The organism is Mycobacterium sp. AZCC_0083 (genome assembly GCF_014202335.1).
In the GTDB taxonomy this organism is placed as follows: domain Bacteria; phylum Actinomycetota; class Actinomycetes; order Mycobacteriales; family Mycobacteriaceae; genus Mycobacterium.
The window spans coordinates 66974-80844 of record NZ_JACHGP010000021.1; the positions used below are offsets into that span (position 1 = coordinate 66974).

A 13871-nucleotide genomic window follows, 5' to 3' on the forward strand; every position below is an offset into this window, starting at 1 on the left:
CAGTGACAACGATCGATCGGCAGTCCTACGCCCGCATGTTCGGCCCCACCAAGGGGGACCGGATCCGCCTCGCTGACTCGGACCTCTTCGTCGAGGTCGAACGGGATGACACGGTGCCCGGCTATGAGCTGCTCGCCGGCGCAGGCAAGTCCGTGCGGGATGGCGAGGGATACCGCCCGTCGTCGAAGCCGTCGGACGGGGCCCTCGACTACGTCATCGTGAATGCGGTCATCATCGACGCCGTGGCGGGAATCATCAAGGCGGACATTGGTATCCGAGATGGAAGAATCGTCGGCATCGGCAAGGCAGGCAACCCGGACACCATGCCAGGCGTCACTCCTGGATTGGTCGTCGGCACCAGCACGACGCCGATTCCCGCGGAGGGCATGATCGTGACCGCCGGGGCGATCGAGACCCACGCGCACCTGATCTCGCCGCAGCAGGTCGAGCATGGGTTGTCGACCGGCACCACGACCCTCATCGGTGGGTCGCTGGGACCGACGTTCGAAGTCGCCACCGGAAGCCCCCGCAACCTCGGGATGTTCCTGAAGGCAGGCGAGTACACACCCATGAACTTCGTCGCGTTCGGCCGCGGCTCCTCCGATCCAGCGGCAGTCTTGGAGTCGGTGGCCGCAGGCGCAGGCGCGGTGAAGATCCACGAAGACCTGGGGGCGTCGCCGGCCGTCATCGACAAGACGCTGCAGGCCGCCGATTCCGCCGACTTCGCGGTACACCTGCACACCGACTCGATCAACGAGTTCGGGTTCTCCGAACGGACGCTGTCGACGATCGGCGGCCGGACGATCCACATGTATCACGTGGAGGGCGCGGGCGGAGGACACGCCCCCGACCTGATCCGGTGCGTCGGCTACGAGAACGTCATTCCTGGCACGACCAACCCGACCAATCCCTACACGGTCACCGGGCTCGACGAAGGTGTGCCGATGACGATGATCGCCCACTTGATGAATTGGGAAGCGCCCGAGGACATCGCGTTCGCCGAAGCCCGAATCCGGCCACCTACCATGGTCGCCGAGGACTTCCTGCATGACATGGGAGCCATTTCGATCTTCGGCAGCGATACGCAGGGCATGGGCCGGCTCGCCGAGAACATCACCAACTGCTGGCAGCTCGCCGCGGTGATGAAGCAGCGCATCGGGCGGCTGCCGGAGGAGACGACGGCCTTCGCCGACAACGAACGCGTCAAGCGCTACATCGCGAAACTCACCATCAACCCGGCCATCTCGATCGGCGCCGACGCGCACATTGGCTCCGTCGAGGCTGGCAAGGTGGCCGACCTGGTGATCTGGCAGCCTGCATTCTTCGGCGCCAAACCCAGGGCGGTACTCAAGAACGGGATCATCGCGTGGGCGGCACTCGGCGACGCTGCGGGTTCCATCTCCTCGTCGGAGCCGATCATCCAACGCCCCAACTGGGGTGCTCTTGGCGACGCGGCCGCCGAACTGGGGTTCGTGTTCATGTCCTCGCTTGCGATCGATGCGGGCGTACCGAACGAGCTGGGGCTGCGCAAGAACGTGCTGCCGATCACGTCGGTGCGTGCGCTGCGCAAGAAGGACATGGTGCGCAACGACGCCCTGCCCCACGTCGAGGTCGATCCCCGCACGTTCGAGGTCCGCGCCGACGGCGAGCTGCTCACCGCCGAACCAGCTGCCACCGTGGCGTTTTCGAGAAAGTACATGCTGCGATGAGAGCCGCACGCATCGGCATCGGTGGGCCGGTCGGATCCGGCAAGACCGCGCTCATCGAGGCACTGCTCGCTGGATTCGCCGGCCGCGCACGCTCGGTCTGCGTGATCACCAACGATCTGGTGACGGCCGAGGACGCCGAGCGGATCCGCCGCTCCGGGCTGATCGACCCGCAGCGGGTACGGGCCGTCGAAGCCGGCGGTTGCCCGCACACCGTGATCCGCGAGGACCCGTCGCTGAACATCGCCGCGGCCGATGCGCTGGAGGCCGCCTACCCCGATACCGAGATGATTCTGCTCGAATCCGGTGGTGACAACCTGGCGTCGACGTTCTCCCGGGACCTGGTGGACTACTGGCTGTTCGTGATCGACGTGGCCGGGGGTGACGACATCCCGCGCAAGCGCGGACCGGGTGTCATCCGGTGCGATCTACTGGTGGTCAACAAGATTGATCTCGCGCCCTACGTTCGCGTCGACCTTCCCCTGATGCTGAAGGAGGCCAACGAGGTGCGCAGCGGCAGGCCCGTCCTCGCCACCAACGCCAGCAGCGGCGAGGGGATCGAGGCGCTGATGGACGTGCTCGAAAGGGACGTGCTGTTCGTATGAGCGCCGGCTCCGGCAACGCCCTAGACCTCGTGTTCGGCCGCGTCGGCGGACGCACCGCCCTGACCCGGCGCCGCTACCGGTGGCCACTGATGATCGGGCGGGTCTTCACCGACCCGGCACGGCCCGGCGTGGGGTCGGTGACCATCCAGAACTGTGCGGGCACCGTCATTCCCGGTGATGTCGTCAGGCAGCGGATCGAGGTGATCGACGGCGGGTCGGCGGTGGTTCGCGGCCAGGGCGCGACGACCGTCAGCGGCGTTCGCGGCGGCGAGCCTGCGGTCGAGGACACGCGCCTTCGGGTGGACGCGAGCGGTCGGCTGCTGTTCGACCTCTCGCCGCGCATCCTCACCGCGCACGCGCGCTATCGCCAGCGCACGCAGGTGTGCGTCGAGCCGGGTGGACGGGCGGTGATCGTCGACGCCGTCGTGCTCCACCCCGACCTGACGGACGAGGCATTCGGCAGCTACGAGTCCAGCGTCGCGATCGTCGCCCCGGACGGAACGCTGCTCGCACTCGATGCGCAGGTTCTCGAGACGATGCCGCGCGTTCGGCGGGCCCCAACAGCTTTCGGAACTGTCTACGTCGTCGGTGCTGGGTTCGACACAACGATGACGGCGCTGTCGCCGCACCTCGAATCGCTCACTGTGTTCACGGGGGACAGGCGTGTCTACGCTGCGGTAAGCGGCCTGCCGAACGAGGCTGGATGGGCGGTTCGGATCGCTGCATCGGATGGAGGCACGTTGCGGGCAACGATAGGCGCGGTGACTGCACTCATCGAGGAGGGATACCACCAAGTCAGTTGCACGAGAACGCAACTCCGCCAACAGTTCCTGGTTGATGAGCCACTCTCTGCGGTATCCCGCAAGAAGCCGCACATGGCCATTGAAGCTTGCGGCTGCTCACTGTGAGGGAGAGCTCCTACTCGTTGTCGCCCGCCGTCGAGACCGTCGCGGCGACACTCGACGTGAACGCGGCGCCGTGTGCGGCGGGCCACAGCCAGTCGCGCACTTCGGGGATGTCGTCGCCGTGCTCGCGGGTGTACTCGCGGGCCTCGATCCGCTTGTCCACCATCTGCTGGCGCAGGGTCGCGCACGTCGACTGGAGGAACGGCACCCGGTCGATCACGTCGATCACCAGGTGGTAGCGGTCGAGATCGTTGAGCATCACCATGTCGAACGGCGTCGTGGTGGTGCCTTCCTCCTTGTACCCGCGCACGTGCAGGTTCTCGTTGCCGGCGCGGCGATACGTGAGGCGGTGGATCAGCCACGGATAGCCGTGGTAGGCGAAGATCACCGGCTTGTCGCGGGTGAAGAGCATGTCGAACTCGCGGTTGGACAGGCCGTGGGGGTGTTCCCCCTCGTCCTGCAGCCGCATGAGGTCCACGACGTTGATGAAGCGAATTCTCAAGTCGGGCAGGTTCTTCCGCAGCAGGTCGACGGCCGCGAGGCCTTCCAGCGTCGGCACGTCGCCACACGTCGCGATGACGACGTCCGGATCCTTGCCGAGCACCTCGTTGCCCGCCCACTCCCAGATGCCGAGCCCTCGCGTGCAGTGTGCGATCGCCTCCTCCATCGTCAGGAAGTTCGGGCTCGGTTGTTTGCCGGCCACCACGACGTTGACGTACTGGCGCGAGCGTAGGCAGTGGTCGTAGGTGGACAGCAGCGTGTTCGCGTCCGGCGGGAGGTAGACGCGGACTACCTCGGCGCGCTTGTTCACCACATGGTCGATGAAGCCGGGGTCCTGGTGGCTGAAGCCGTTGTGGTCCTGACGCCAGACATGGCTGGACAGAATGTAGTTCAGGCTGGCGACTGGTCGTCGCCACGGAATGTGGTTGGTGACCTTGAGCCACTTGGCATGCTGGTTGAACATCGAATCGATGATGTGGATGAACGCCTCGTAGCAGTTGAACAGACCGTGCCGCCCGGTGAGCAGGTATCCCTCCAACCACCCCTGGCACTGGTGCTCGGACAGCATCTCCATGACGCGGCCGGCGCGAGCGAGGTGCTCGTCGACCTCGGGGTCGACGAACTCGGCATTCCATTGCTTGTCGGTCACGTCGTAGACTCCCTGCAGGCGGTTCGACGCCGTCTCGTCGGGGCCGAAGATCCGAAAGTTGTGCGGGTTGAGCCGCACGACGTCGGTGAGCCAGTTGCCAAGCACCCTGGTGGATTCGGCGATCGTCGCCCCCGGTGCGGGAACGTCGACGGCGTACTTGCGGAAGTCGGGCAGCCGCAGATCCTTCAGCAGTTGGCCGCCGTTGGTGTGCGGATTGTCGCTCATCCGGAGATGACCCGACGGTGCGAGCGCGGCGATGCTCGGGTCGAGCTTGCCGTCTGCGTCGAACAGTTCCTCGGCGTGGTAGGACGCCAGCCAGTCGGCGAGCACCTGCAGATGTTCGGGCGTGTCGCGGGCGTTGGCGAGCGGAACCTGGTGTGCGCGCCAGGATCCGGTGGTCTTCTTGCCGTCGATGTAGGCGGGGCCGGTCCAGCCCTTGGGGGAGCGGAAGACGATCATCGGCCAGCGGGTCAACTCCCCGTCGACGTCGGCGGATGCCTTGATCGCGGCGATCTCGTTGAGCACGGTGTCGAGCAGCACCGCGAAGGCACGGTGCGCGTCGGCCGGGTCGGCGTGGTCGAGTGCTTCGAAGAAGTACGGGTTGTGGCCGTAGCCGAGCATCAGGTTGCGCAGGTCTTCTGTCGGAATACGGTCCAGGACGGTCGGATTCGCGATCTTGTATCCATTGAGGTGCAGGATCGGCAGGACGACGCCGTCGTTGGCGCGGTTGGTGAACTTGTTGGAGTGCCAGCTGGTCGCGAGTGCTCCGGTCTCCGCCTCACCGTCGCCGACCACCGCGGCCACCAAGAGGTCGGGGTTGTCGAACGCGGCACCGTAGGCGTGCGACAGCGCGTAGCCGAGCTCACCGCCTTCGTGGATCGAGCCTGGCGTCTCGGGAGCGACGTGCGACGGTATGCCGCCCGGGAAGGAGAATTGCCGGAACAGACGGCGCAGGCCCTCGGCGTCCTGGGTGATGTCGGAGTAGACCTCCGAGTAGGTGCCGTCGAGGTAGGCGTTGGCGACCAGGCCGGGACCGCCGTGCCCGGGACCGGTGACGTAGATCGTCGACTGTTCGCGGTCCTTGATGGCCCGGTTCAGGTGCGCGTAGATGAAGTTCAGACCGGGTGTGGTCCCCCAGTGGCCGAGCAGGCGTGGCTTGACGTCCTCACGCGACAGCGATGTCCGCAGGAGCGGATTGTCCAGTAGGTAGATCTGGCCGACCGACAGGTAGTTCGCAGCTCGCCACCAGCCGTCCAACTGGGCGAGCGTGTCGTCGCTCAACGGGCTCAGGTCGGTCGAGCGCCAGGTCGCGGTCACTGCGGTCATCGCAATACTCATTCCTATGCCGTGAGGGTCCTTCGGATCCATTCAACCGCCGAACTGCTATCCGGGCGGATCTGAATGCGTTGTTCATCTGGGGGTTACCCATAATGCAAAGCTTGCGTGCATCGGTAACCTGAGAAGCGAGAGCAGTCGGATCGGGGGCGTGCACATGGACCTGGTGGTTGGTCTGTCGGTGACGTCTACCTCGGTGCGCTGGGTGCTCGTCGAGGGCGCGACCGGCGAGGGTGTGCCCATCGACCGCGGAGAGTTCCTCGTCGGCGGGCTGGACGCCGACTTCCTGCTCGACGTTCTCCTGGACCGGGCCGTCGTCGCCGAGAACCGGGTGCACGCGGTCGGCGTGACCTGGAGCAGTGAGGCCGCGGTGTCGGCCGGCGCAGTGCTGGACGCCCTGGCCGACCGTGGGGTGCGCAACGTCGTCGTCGTCCCGGACACCGACGCCGCCGGGGCGTTGGCGTTCGGCATCGCCGAGATCACCGAGTACGACGACTTCGCCGTCTGCGTCGTCGAGCCCGACGTGGCACTCCTCGCGCGCGTGCACGCCGGCGACGTCAAGGTCGAGCGCATCGACCGGCCACTGGACGGCGACGACGAACTCGAGCCGACCAGCGGCGTGATCGCGCTGCTGGATTCCACCGACCGGCCCCCCAACGCGGTCTTCGTCGTCGGTTCGGACGACGTCGAGGGGATCGTGTCCTCGTTCGAGGCGATCTCCGACGCGCAGGTCTTCTCCGCCGCCGAGGCCGATCTGGCGCTGGCCCGCGGCACGGCATTGGCAGCGGCCCGCGAGGTCAACGAAGCCGAGGTGCCTATCGCGTGGGTGGCGCCGGTTGTCACGTCCAGAGTCGGCGTGTTGTCGGGCGTCCTGTGTGCCGCAGTGCTGACGTTCATCGTCTCGCTGTCGGTCGCAGTCGGCTTCCGACCCGCCCCGGATTCGGCGATGGAGGAACCGCAGAACGTCAACGCCGCGGCGCCCGCAGCACCGTCGACCCCGCGGCCTGCCGCGTCCCTGCGTCAGGCGGCCGCCGCAGTGGCGCAGACGATCGTGGTGGCCAAACCGGCGGCGCCCCAACCCGAGGCCGCACCGGTGTACCAACCGCCCGCCGCGCCGCCGCCGGTGTATCAGGCGCCTGCGCCCGTCTACGTGCCGCCCGTGCAGGCCTACGTACCTCCGCCCGCCTACGTTCCGGCGCCGCCCCCGCAACCGCGGCTCCGCGATCGGATCCTCGATCACATCCCGATCATCGGCCGCTTTCACTAGCCGCAATACCCGCAGTAGCGGCACGGCCTGCGGGGTCGTGAAACGCATATCGTCTGCACAGCCTGTTCATAACCACTCCGGCGTACCGTCGATCGCAGGAGAGGAATCGTCTTTCCTTCTCCGGGAACGACTTTGGGCCGAATGGACTGCTCAGGGTCACGATTGCCAGACGAGAATCGCAGGATTTCGCATGATCCACTTGAAGACCATCGCAGCAGGAACCGTCATCGCCGGATCGCTTGGGCTCGCTGCCCTCGGCGTCGGCTCTGGCGTGGCGAACGCAGCACCATCTCCGGTCGTGAACGGGGCGGGCTGGGCTCAGGACCGGGGCTGGGGCGGTGACCACGGACCGGGCGGCCCCTGGCGGCCGGGCGGCTGGGACGGCGGCGGTTGGGGCGGAGGACCGGGGTGGGCGCCGCCTCCACCGGACTATGGCTACGGCTATGGCGGGTACGGCGGTGGCGGTTGCGTCACAGGGCCTTTGGGGCTGCTGCACTTCTGCCCGTAGGTAGGCACCCTGTCGGAAGTCGTCATCAAATGTTGACGGGCCGCGGAGGTACTAGTCCCTACGCTCGCCGGGATCGCGTACCTCGGGGAGGGGTTCCGAGGGAGCCCCTGCGGCGAACGGGCGTTTGGCCGGCACCGTCGGTCCATCGGGAGCCGCGTGACGCGACGGCGGCTCCGGTCGCCGCTGAATTCGCAGGGCGGTCGTAGCGACCGGTACCTCCGTAGTCGGCACGACCTGCGTGGGTGGGGCGAGCACCGTCGTCGAATCCTGTTTGAGCCGAACGATCTTCGGCATCGTGGTCTGCTGGGGCCGCGGCACGACGGTCGTCGGCGACTCGACGGGCGCCGCGGCGGCCTCGCGAGGTGCACGGCGCCGCGTCAGGTAGCCCGCCAATGGTCCTGTGATGACGACGGCGACTGCGATGGCCAGGCTCAGCACGCAGATCACGACGTCGAACATGCTGGTGATCTGCTGAGCCAGGTCGTTGCCATAGATGGCGTCGGGGCTTCGCGGCGTCGGGTCGGCGTACCGCGGGGCGAGGGCGACGCCGATGACCAGCTGTGCGGCGGTGAAGACGAACAGCGAACCGCTGAACGCGGCGATGACGACCGACGACAGCCCACCCTTGGCGAGCTGGCGTTGCAGCCACACCGCGATGCATCCGGTGACGACGTTGAACGCCATCAGCGCGAAGCTGTCGTAGAGGGACCGCGGCAGGTCCAGCGTCAGCGCGATGAGGAAGTCGGTGACGCGCAGTCCCGCCGCGGCGAACGTCCAAAAGGCGATGAGCGTCAAGCACTTCAGCGCCGCCCCGCGGTAGACGGCCATGGTCGGCGGCTTGACGAGGAAGACGGCGTACAGCGTCGTCGGCGCCACGATCGCGGCCGCTGCTGCCCAGGCCAGGTAGCCCTCGTACCCGACGGCTGCGGTGGACGTGTTCTCGGCGATGCCGTGGAACGCGTCGACGTCGCGGCCGACGCTGAAGACCCACACCAGCACGCCCGCGATTCCGGCCGAGACGCCCAGTGCCGTCGTCGCGAGCCGGGCGGCGGCCGTCTTCTGCAGCAGCCAGCCCGATCCGATGAGCAACGCGACCATCGCCACCCCGCCGTACAGCAGGGTGGTGACGACGACCGCGACGTCGTGGCCGGCGATGGTCCCCGTGGTGACGAACAGATAGCGCAGCCGCCAGAACAGGTTGAACACCACGGCCCACGCCGCGAGCACGATCGAGGCCACGCCGATCAGCCGGGCCGCCGCATACCAGCGGCGAAAACCGTTGTCCTCGATGGTGATACTGGTGATCGGCGGCTGCGCGGCGAGCAATGCGCCTGCGACGCCCAGCCAGATGCCAGGCCCCGCGCCCGGCGGCACGGCACCGGTTCCGCCGAAGCGGATGGTCTCCACGACGTGGAACCCGATGAATCCGAGCACGCAGAGCAGGTACGGGATGGTGAGCAGGAACCGGATGCGGATGGTGCGGCCGAGGTTGGGCTGCGGTGCGGTGAGCCGCAACGGTCCGACGTGCGGCGCGAGCGCGGCGACGACGGCGAGCAGCGTCACCACGGCGACGGGCACGAACAGGAGGCCGTTGCTGCCGGGCACGCCGACCCCGAAGACGATGCTCCACGGGAGCAGCAGGGCGACGACGAGCAGTGCCACGGCGAGCCCGTCGCGCACTCGGTTGGTGCGGGTGGGGACGTAGCCGACGCGAGCCGCGCCGGACACGGCCGCGGTCGCCACCTGGGTCGTCGCGGCGTGCTGGTCTTGGCTCACGGGCGAGTCCTTTCCGCTGGTGGTCGAGGCGAACTATTGCTGAAGCAGTAACTGTTCCCATTATCGGCGCGATGTACAAGGCGTTCCCCGACGCCAAGGATGCTCCAAGGCTGTGAGGTAGCGTGAAAGTGTCGAATCGCGAGGCTCGGCGCGTCGGGGTGGCGGTCGCAGTGTGGTGAGCGGGAGCTCAGCGGGCATGCGTAGGACACGCGAGGCAAGGAGTGGACCGGTGGACGTAGTCCTCGGGGTGGCGGTTACTGGCCGGGTCGCCCGGTTGGCGTTGGTCGGTGGACCCGCCGACGGTGACCAGGTATACGACGAATACGCCCTTGACCTGCCCGAAGACGCAATGACCGACCTGGCCGACACCATCGTCGGCACCTACCGTGCCGTGACCGATTCGGGCAATCGGCTCTCGGCGATCCGGCTGCACTTCGACGAATTCGCGGAAGCCGACACTCTGCGGCAGGTCCTGCTGGGTGCCGGGGTGCAGGACGTCGAGGTGGTTTCAGAGGCCGAGGCGGCAACGGCGCTGGTCAGGAGCGTCGATGACCGCGCCGCACTGCTGCTGGTAGACGACGAGACTGCGACGCTGACGACCGTCGGCACGGATTCCATGACGTCGGCGGTGCTCGCGTCGGTGCCCATCGGCGCCGCAGGCGCCGCCGCTGCGTGCGCTGCGGTGCTGGCGGGGATGGGAGCGCAGCCGCAAGCGCCCGTCAAGGTCATGCTCGTGTCGAATCGCGAGGACCTCGAGTCGGTTGCCGCGGGCATTCGGGAGCAGTCGCCGGTGCCGGTGGAACTGCCCACCGATGCGAGTTTCGCGATCGCCAGGGGAGCAGCGAAGACCGTGGGTTGGGCGCTCGTCGACCCGGCGGGCCCGGCGACGCAATTGGCGCCAGCCGTGGCGCCGGCGACGCAGCTGGCGCCCGTAGTGAGCACGGCCGCCGATGCGGTCACCGGGCTCCGCGCGGCGGCCGAGCCCCAGCTGGCCTACTCGATGGCCGACCCCGACCCGCTGCCGATGGAGATGGGCGGCTACGACGACGCCCCCTACGAGATGTCGACGGATCCGCTCAGCGAGCTGATCCCGGAGCGCGACGACGACCCGACGACGTACACCGAAGTGGTTGCGCCGGTGCATCAGCGGATGATCTTGATGGGCAGCGCGGTCGCGTTCCTCATCGTGAGCTTCGCCACGCTGGCCGTCACCGTCGCGATCAACGTCCGGCCCGCGGCGTCCACCAGCGATCTGGCGTCGCCCCCGGTGCAGTCCGACACGGTGCCTGGACGCTATCTGCCACCGGTTCCGCACGACCCCGACCCGGTGGCCCAGCCGGTCGCCGTGTTGACCCCGCCGCCGTTGCCGCCTGCGCCCAAGCCGTACGTCAGCCCGCGGACCAACAACGGGCCGGTCGTCGACAATGCGCCTGCCGGTCCGCCGATCGAGCAGCCGCCGGTCGAGGCGCCACCACCGCCGCCGGCGGATGTTCCTCCGGCCCCGGTCATTCCGTCGTTCATCCCGATTCCGATCCCACCGATCGTCATCTACCCGCCGTGGTCGCCACCGTCCTGGCCGCCGTCTTCTCCGCCGACCACGCCGCCGTCGACCCCTCCCACTACGCCACCGTCGACCCCTCCCTCGACGCCACCGTCCACGCCACCGTCGACGCCACCCTCGACACCGCCGTCGTCCCCACCCTCGTCACCGCCGTCTTCGCCGCCGAGTTCTCCACCCTCGTCACCGCCGTCGTCGATCGAGTTCACGGCGCCGCCGTCCTCTGTGCCTGTTGCGCCGAAACCCGAACCGGTGGCACCGAAACCGGAGCCGGAGTACACGCCCGCGCCGGAGCCCGTGTACACGGCGCCAGCCGTCGCCCCGGAACCAGCTCCGGTTCAGCAGGCGCCGATCCAACAGGCTCCGGTGCAGCAGGCCCCAGTCCAGCAAGCCCCGGTGATTCAGGCGCCGGTGACGACGGTGGCCGTACTCCCGTAGGCGGCAATTCGACTGTCGCTCAGAGCAACCCGAGCGGGTCGAGGGGCGTCGGTACCGTCGGCGCTGAAGCCATCACGCCCACCCCGTCACCGGTTACTGACACGCCGGCCGATCCGTGCATCCACACGCACCAACTACACGCGCAGATTCAGCGGAGAGAGAGCGGGCGCTGGCCGTGCGAGGCCTGCAAAAACCCGTGCTAGTTGGACTGGTCGCCATCATCGCGGCACCTTTCTCGGTGATGCATGGCGCCGTCCAGGTTTTTTGTGCATGGTCAGACGAGGTCAGGCGGAAGCGCCCATGCCACGGAGAACCCGTCCCGATCGACCTTCGGTATCAGCTTCACCAGGCCACCCATCTGGAAGCCGACCACCTGGGCCTGCTCGTCGCCTACGACCAGCAACGAGGCAAGCCTGCCGATGAAAGGCATGTGGCCGACGAGCGCAAGCGACTGGTGCTCGGTCTCCGTTCGAAGCCACTGCGCGACCGGTACCACCGGGTCATTCGGCGCAAGACCCGGTCGAGCCTCGACGCTCGGCTCCACGCCGATCTCCCTCACGAGCAGCTGCGCAGTCTGCTCTGCGCGCAGCTTTCCGCTGTGCAGGCAGCCGCTGATCCGAACGCCAGCAGCCCGGGCTCTCTTGGCGACACGCTGCACCGCCGCTCGACCGGTATCCGTGAGGGGTCGCTCCGGTTCCTCTGTTTCGGTCGTCGCCTGACCATGCTGCATCAAGTACAGGTCCATGTCGGTCACCTCCGATGGTTCCACCATCATCCCGCGGACGCGTAGTCGTGAAGAGTGCGAAGCATCGGCGCTTCTCATCCCAACAGGTAGTCGACTACTCGCGACGTACTCCGGCCGCGACCTTACGTTCTATCGATCATCAGTTAGGAAAGGGACAAAGGTCATGGCGCAACACAGGCAAACAACACCCCGCTCGATACGGGCGCGCACCGTCATCGGTGGTGTGCTGGCAGCAGGCGCGATGGTGGTAGGCGCCGGCTCGATGGTGCTGGCGGCACCCGCCGGCATAACACTCGCCGACGAAGTCCCGCCGCCGGCGCCGGTTGACCCGCCGCCGACGGAGACGCCGGTTGACCCGCCGCCGACGGAGACGACGGTGCCGCCGCCGCCGACGCCCACGCCGACGACGGTGCCGACGCCGCCGGTTGGCAACGGTAACGGCATCGGCTCCGGGGGTGTCCCCGGGGCAATCGGTGGGCCGGGGAATAAGCCGGTCCCTCCCGGCTCGGTACTTAGTGGGCTTGCAAAGCTGCCCGGGTCCCAGCCGGATGTCCTTGGCATTCAACCCGGGCAGGCCGTGAAGGGACTCACGCCTGGGGCCGACAACGGCAATGGGCCCGACGCGCCCTAGCCTGCTGCCCACCACATCCAAGCGATCCGTGCCGCCCGCACCCCTGCCTGGGGTGCGGGCGGTGCCGCAGCGCCGTCTCGCCCCGCCGGCGCCCAACCGGCTCTGGGTGGCCGATCTCAGCTACGTGTCGACCTGGTCGGGTTCGCCTACGTCGCGTTCGTCACCGAGGCCTGCGTGCGCAGGATTCTGGGCTGGCGAGTCGCGTCGACAATGACGACCACTAGCGCGTTGAGAACACCGAAATGCCGCCGTTGGGGAATCCCGCCGCGCCGGCCTGAAAGGGCACCTCGACTTGCCCGAGCGTGCTGTCGATGGCGACAGAATGCGCGCCCGTGCCCACGGGAATCGTGAAGAGCAGCTGCCGCGTCGTTCCATCGACGACTCCCATCTGCGGGGTGAATCCCTTAGCGGCAGCGGTGCCACCCGTCACGAAGTGCCGCGCAGGCAGGAAATAGCGGTTGGAAGTCGGATCGTAATTGACCTGGTCCACTCCGCCAAACGGCACGGTGGCGCGGATTGCGCCACTTGCACGATCCATGATCAGGGTCATGAGCTGGTCCCCGGCTGGCGGATCGCATCCGATGAGCACGTCGTTGTTCGGGCCAAGCACCATTCCCGTCGGTCCACACTTTCCGAGCGGAAACGATTGGCTAACAGCAGGTTTCCCACTCGTAACCGAGCTTGCGGTGATGACGTCGAGCTGGCCATCGGGATTGGCGGGAGTCCCGTCATTGTTGATCAAGAAACTCTTCGAGACGGGATCGTATGCGCATGCTTCCAGTCCCGTCGAACCGTTGAAGACGAGCTTGGTGACCGGCTTCTGTGTCAGTGTCGAAATGAAAGTGGCGAACGGCGGCGAGTCTCCGGGACTCGCGTACATCGCGAGATGATCGTCAGGGTCGTAGCAGCCTTCATCGACCCGTGACCCGGAATTGCTGATCGCTATCGTGTTGACCGTCTTTTGCGCATCCGTGTCGATCACCTTGATCGAGTCGACGTCGCCGACATAGATCGTATGCGTGCCGGTGATGCCGACGATTCCATCGGGCCCGGACTCGTCCGTCGTTGCGCCAGCACCGGTGAACGGCCCGGGGATCTGCGCGATCAATTTGTTCGATTTGGTGTCCACGACATCCACGGCCTTGTTGTTCCGGTCGGCAAGAAAGTACTTGCCGGCCTCCACGTAGCCGATGTCGGAACTGAATGGTGGGGCTGACGCATTGGGCACGGCAATGTTGGTCAGCAGC

At 67.3% G+C, this 13871-nt stretch carries 10 protein-coding genes and 2 pseudogenes; 8 read left to right on the forward strand and 4 right to left on the reverse strand.

Annotated elements, in window-relative coordinates:
* The first annotated feature begins 2 nt into the window (after nt 1–2).
* From ureC to HNP02_RS36500, 3 genes and pseudogenes are all read left to right on the forward strand, one after another.
* On the forward strand, nt 3–1709 hold the full coding sequence (ureC, locus tag HNP02_RS36490; protein ID WP_184445531.1) for an urease subunit alpha: 1707 nt from the start codon (nt 3–5) through the stop codon (nt 1707–1709).
* Complete coding sequence (gene ureG, locus HNP02_RS36495; RefSeq protein WP_184445532.1) at nt 1706–2311, forward strand: urease accessory protein UreG; 606 nt, start codon at nt 1706–1708, stop codon at nt 2309–2311. The genes ureC and ureG overlap by 4 nt, the downstream gene beginning before the upstream one ends.
* Nucleotides 2308–3123: pseudogene (locus HNP02_RS36500) on the forward strand (urease accessory protein UreD); the annotation flags it as partial. The gene ureG and the pseudogene HNP02_RS36500, both read left to right, overlap by 4 nt.
* Nucleotides 3124–3229: 106 nt before the next feature.
* Here the strand turns inward: HNP02_RS36500 and HNP02_RS36505 are convergent.
* The gene (locus tag HNP02_RS36505) at nt 3230–5692 is read right to left on the reverse strand and encodes a phosphoketolase (RefSeq protein WP_184445534.1); all 2463 of its coding nucleotides are present in this window, start codon (nt 5690–5692) and stop codon (nt 3230–3232) included.
* A gap of 166 nt (nt 5693–5858) precedes the next feature.
* Between HNP02_RS36505 and HNP02_RS36510 the strand changes: the two genes are divergently transcribed.
* Nucleotides 5859–6968, forward strand: a complete 1110-nt coding sequence (locus tag HNP02_RS36510) for a hypothetical protein (protein ID WP_184445535.1) — start codon at nt 5859–5861, stop codon at nt 6966–6968.
* 190 nt (nt 6969–7158) lie between these two features.
* Complete coding sequence (locus HNP02_RS36515; protein ID WP_184445536.1) at nt 7159–7476, forward strand: hypothetical protein; 318 nt, start codon at nt 7159–7161, stop codon at nt 7474–7476.
* A gap of 51 nt (nt 7477–7527) precedes the next feature.
* On the opposite strand, the gene HNP02_RS36520 is transcribed toward HNP02_RS36515, so the two are convergent.
* Nucleotides 7528–9252: a hypothetical protein gene (locus HNP02_RS36520; protein ID WP_309241822.1), complete on the reverse strand. Its 1725-nt coding sequence runs from the start codon at nt 9250–9252 to the stop codon at nt 7528–7530.
* A gap of 229 nt (nt 9253–9481) precedes the next feature.
* Between HNP02_RS36520 and HNP02_RS36525 the strand changes: the two genes are divergently transcribed.
* Nucleotides 9482–11248, forward strand: a complete 1767-nt coding sequence (locus HNP02_RS36525; RefSeq protein ID WP_184445537.1) for a hypothetical protein — start codon at nt 9482–9484, stop codon at nt 11246–11248.
* A gap of 274 nt (nt 11249–11522) precedes the next feature.
* Here HNP02_RS36525 and sixA read toward each other — a convergent pair whose 3' ends face one another.
* Nucleotides 11523–11993 (reverse strand): phosphohistidine phosphatase SixA, encoded by a 471-nt coding sequence (gene sixA, locus HNP02_RS36530; RefSeq protein ID WP_184445538.1) that lies wholly within the window; start codon nt 11991–11993, stop codon nt 11523–11525.
* A gap of 163 nt (nt 11994–12156) precedes the next feature.
* Here sixA and HNP02_RS36535 point away from each other — a divergent pair, with 163 nt between their 5' ends.
* Both HNP02_RS36535 and HNP02_RS36540 read left to right on the forward strand, forming a co-directional pair.
* Nucleotides 12157–12624 carry a hypothetical protein gene (locus HNP02_RS36535; protein ID WP_184445539.1) on the forward strand — a complete coding sequence of 156 codons (468 nt, stop codon included), beginning with the start codon at nt 12157–12159 and terminating at the stop codon, nt 12622–12624.
* A gap of 70 nt (nt 12625–12694) precedes the next feature.
* A pseudogene (locus HNP02_RS36540) lies at nt 12695–12843 on the forward strand (IS3 family transposase); the annotation flags it as partial.
* A 1-nt stretch (nt 12844) separates the two neighbouring features.
* On the opposite strand, the gene HNP02_RS36545 reads toward HNP02_RS36540, so the two are convergent.
* The gene (locus HNP02_RS36545; protein ID WP_221318420.1) at nt 12845–13807 is read right to left on the reverse strand and encodes a YncE family protein; all 963 of its coding nucleotides are present in this window, start codon (nt 13805–13807) and stop codon (nt 12845–12847) included.
* Nucleotides 13808–13871 lie beyond the last annotated feature (64 nt).

Coding starts and splice junctions, on each gene's coding strand:
- sixA (WP_184445538.1), bottom strand. CDS start 11,993: ATGGACCTGTACTTGATGCAGCATGGTCAGGCGACGACCGAAACAGAG.
- HNP02_RS36510 (WP_184445535.1), top strand. CDS start 5,859: ATGGACCTGGTGGTTGGTCTGTCGGTGACGTCTACCTCGGTGCGCTGG.
- HNP02_RS36515 (WP_184445536.1), top strand. CDS start 7,159: ATGATCCACTTGAAGACCATCGCAGCAGGAACCGTCATCGCCGGATCG.
- ureG (WP_184445532.1), top strand. CDS start 1,706: ATGAGAGCCGCACGCATCGGCATCGGTGGGCCGGTCGGATCCGGCAAG.
- HNP02_RS36505 (WP_184445534.1), bottom strand. CDS start 5,692: ATGACCGCAGTGACCGCGACCTGGCGCTCGACCGACCTGAGCCCGTTG.
- HNP02_RS36535 (WP_184445539.1), top strand. CDS start 12,157: ATGGCGCAACACAGGCAAACAACACCCCGCTCGATACGGGCGCGCACC.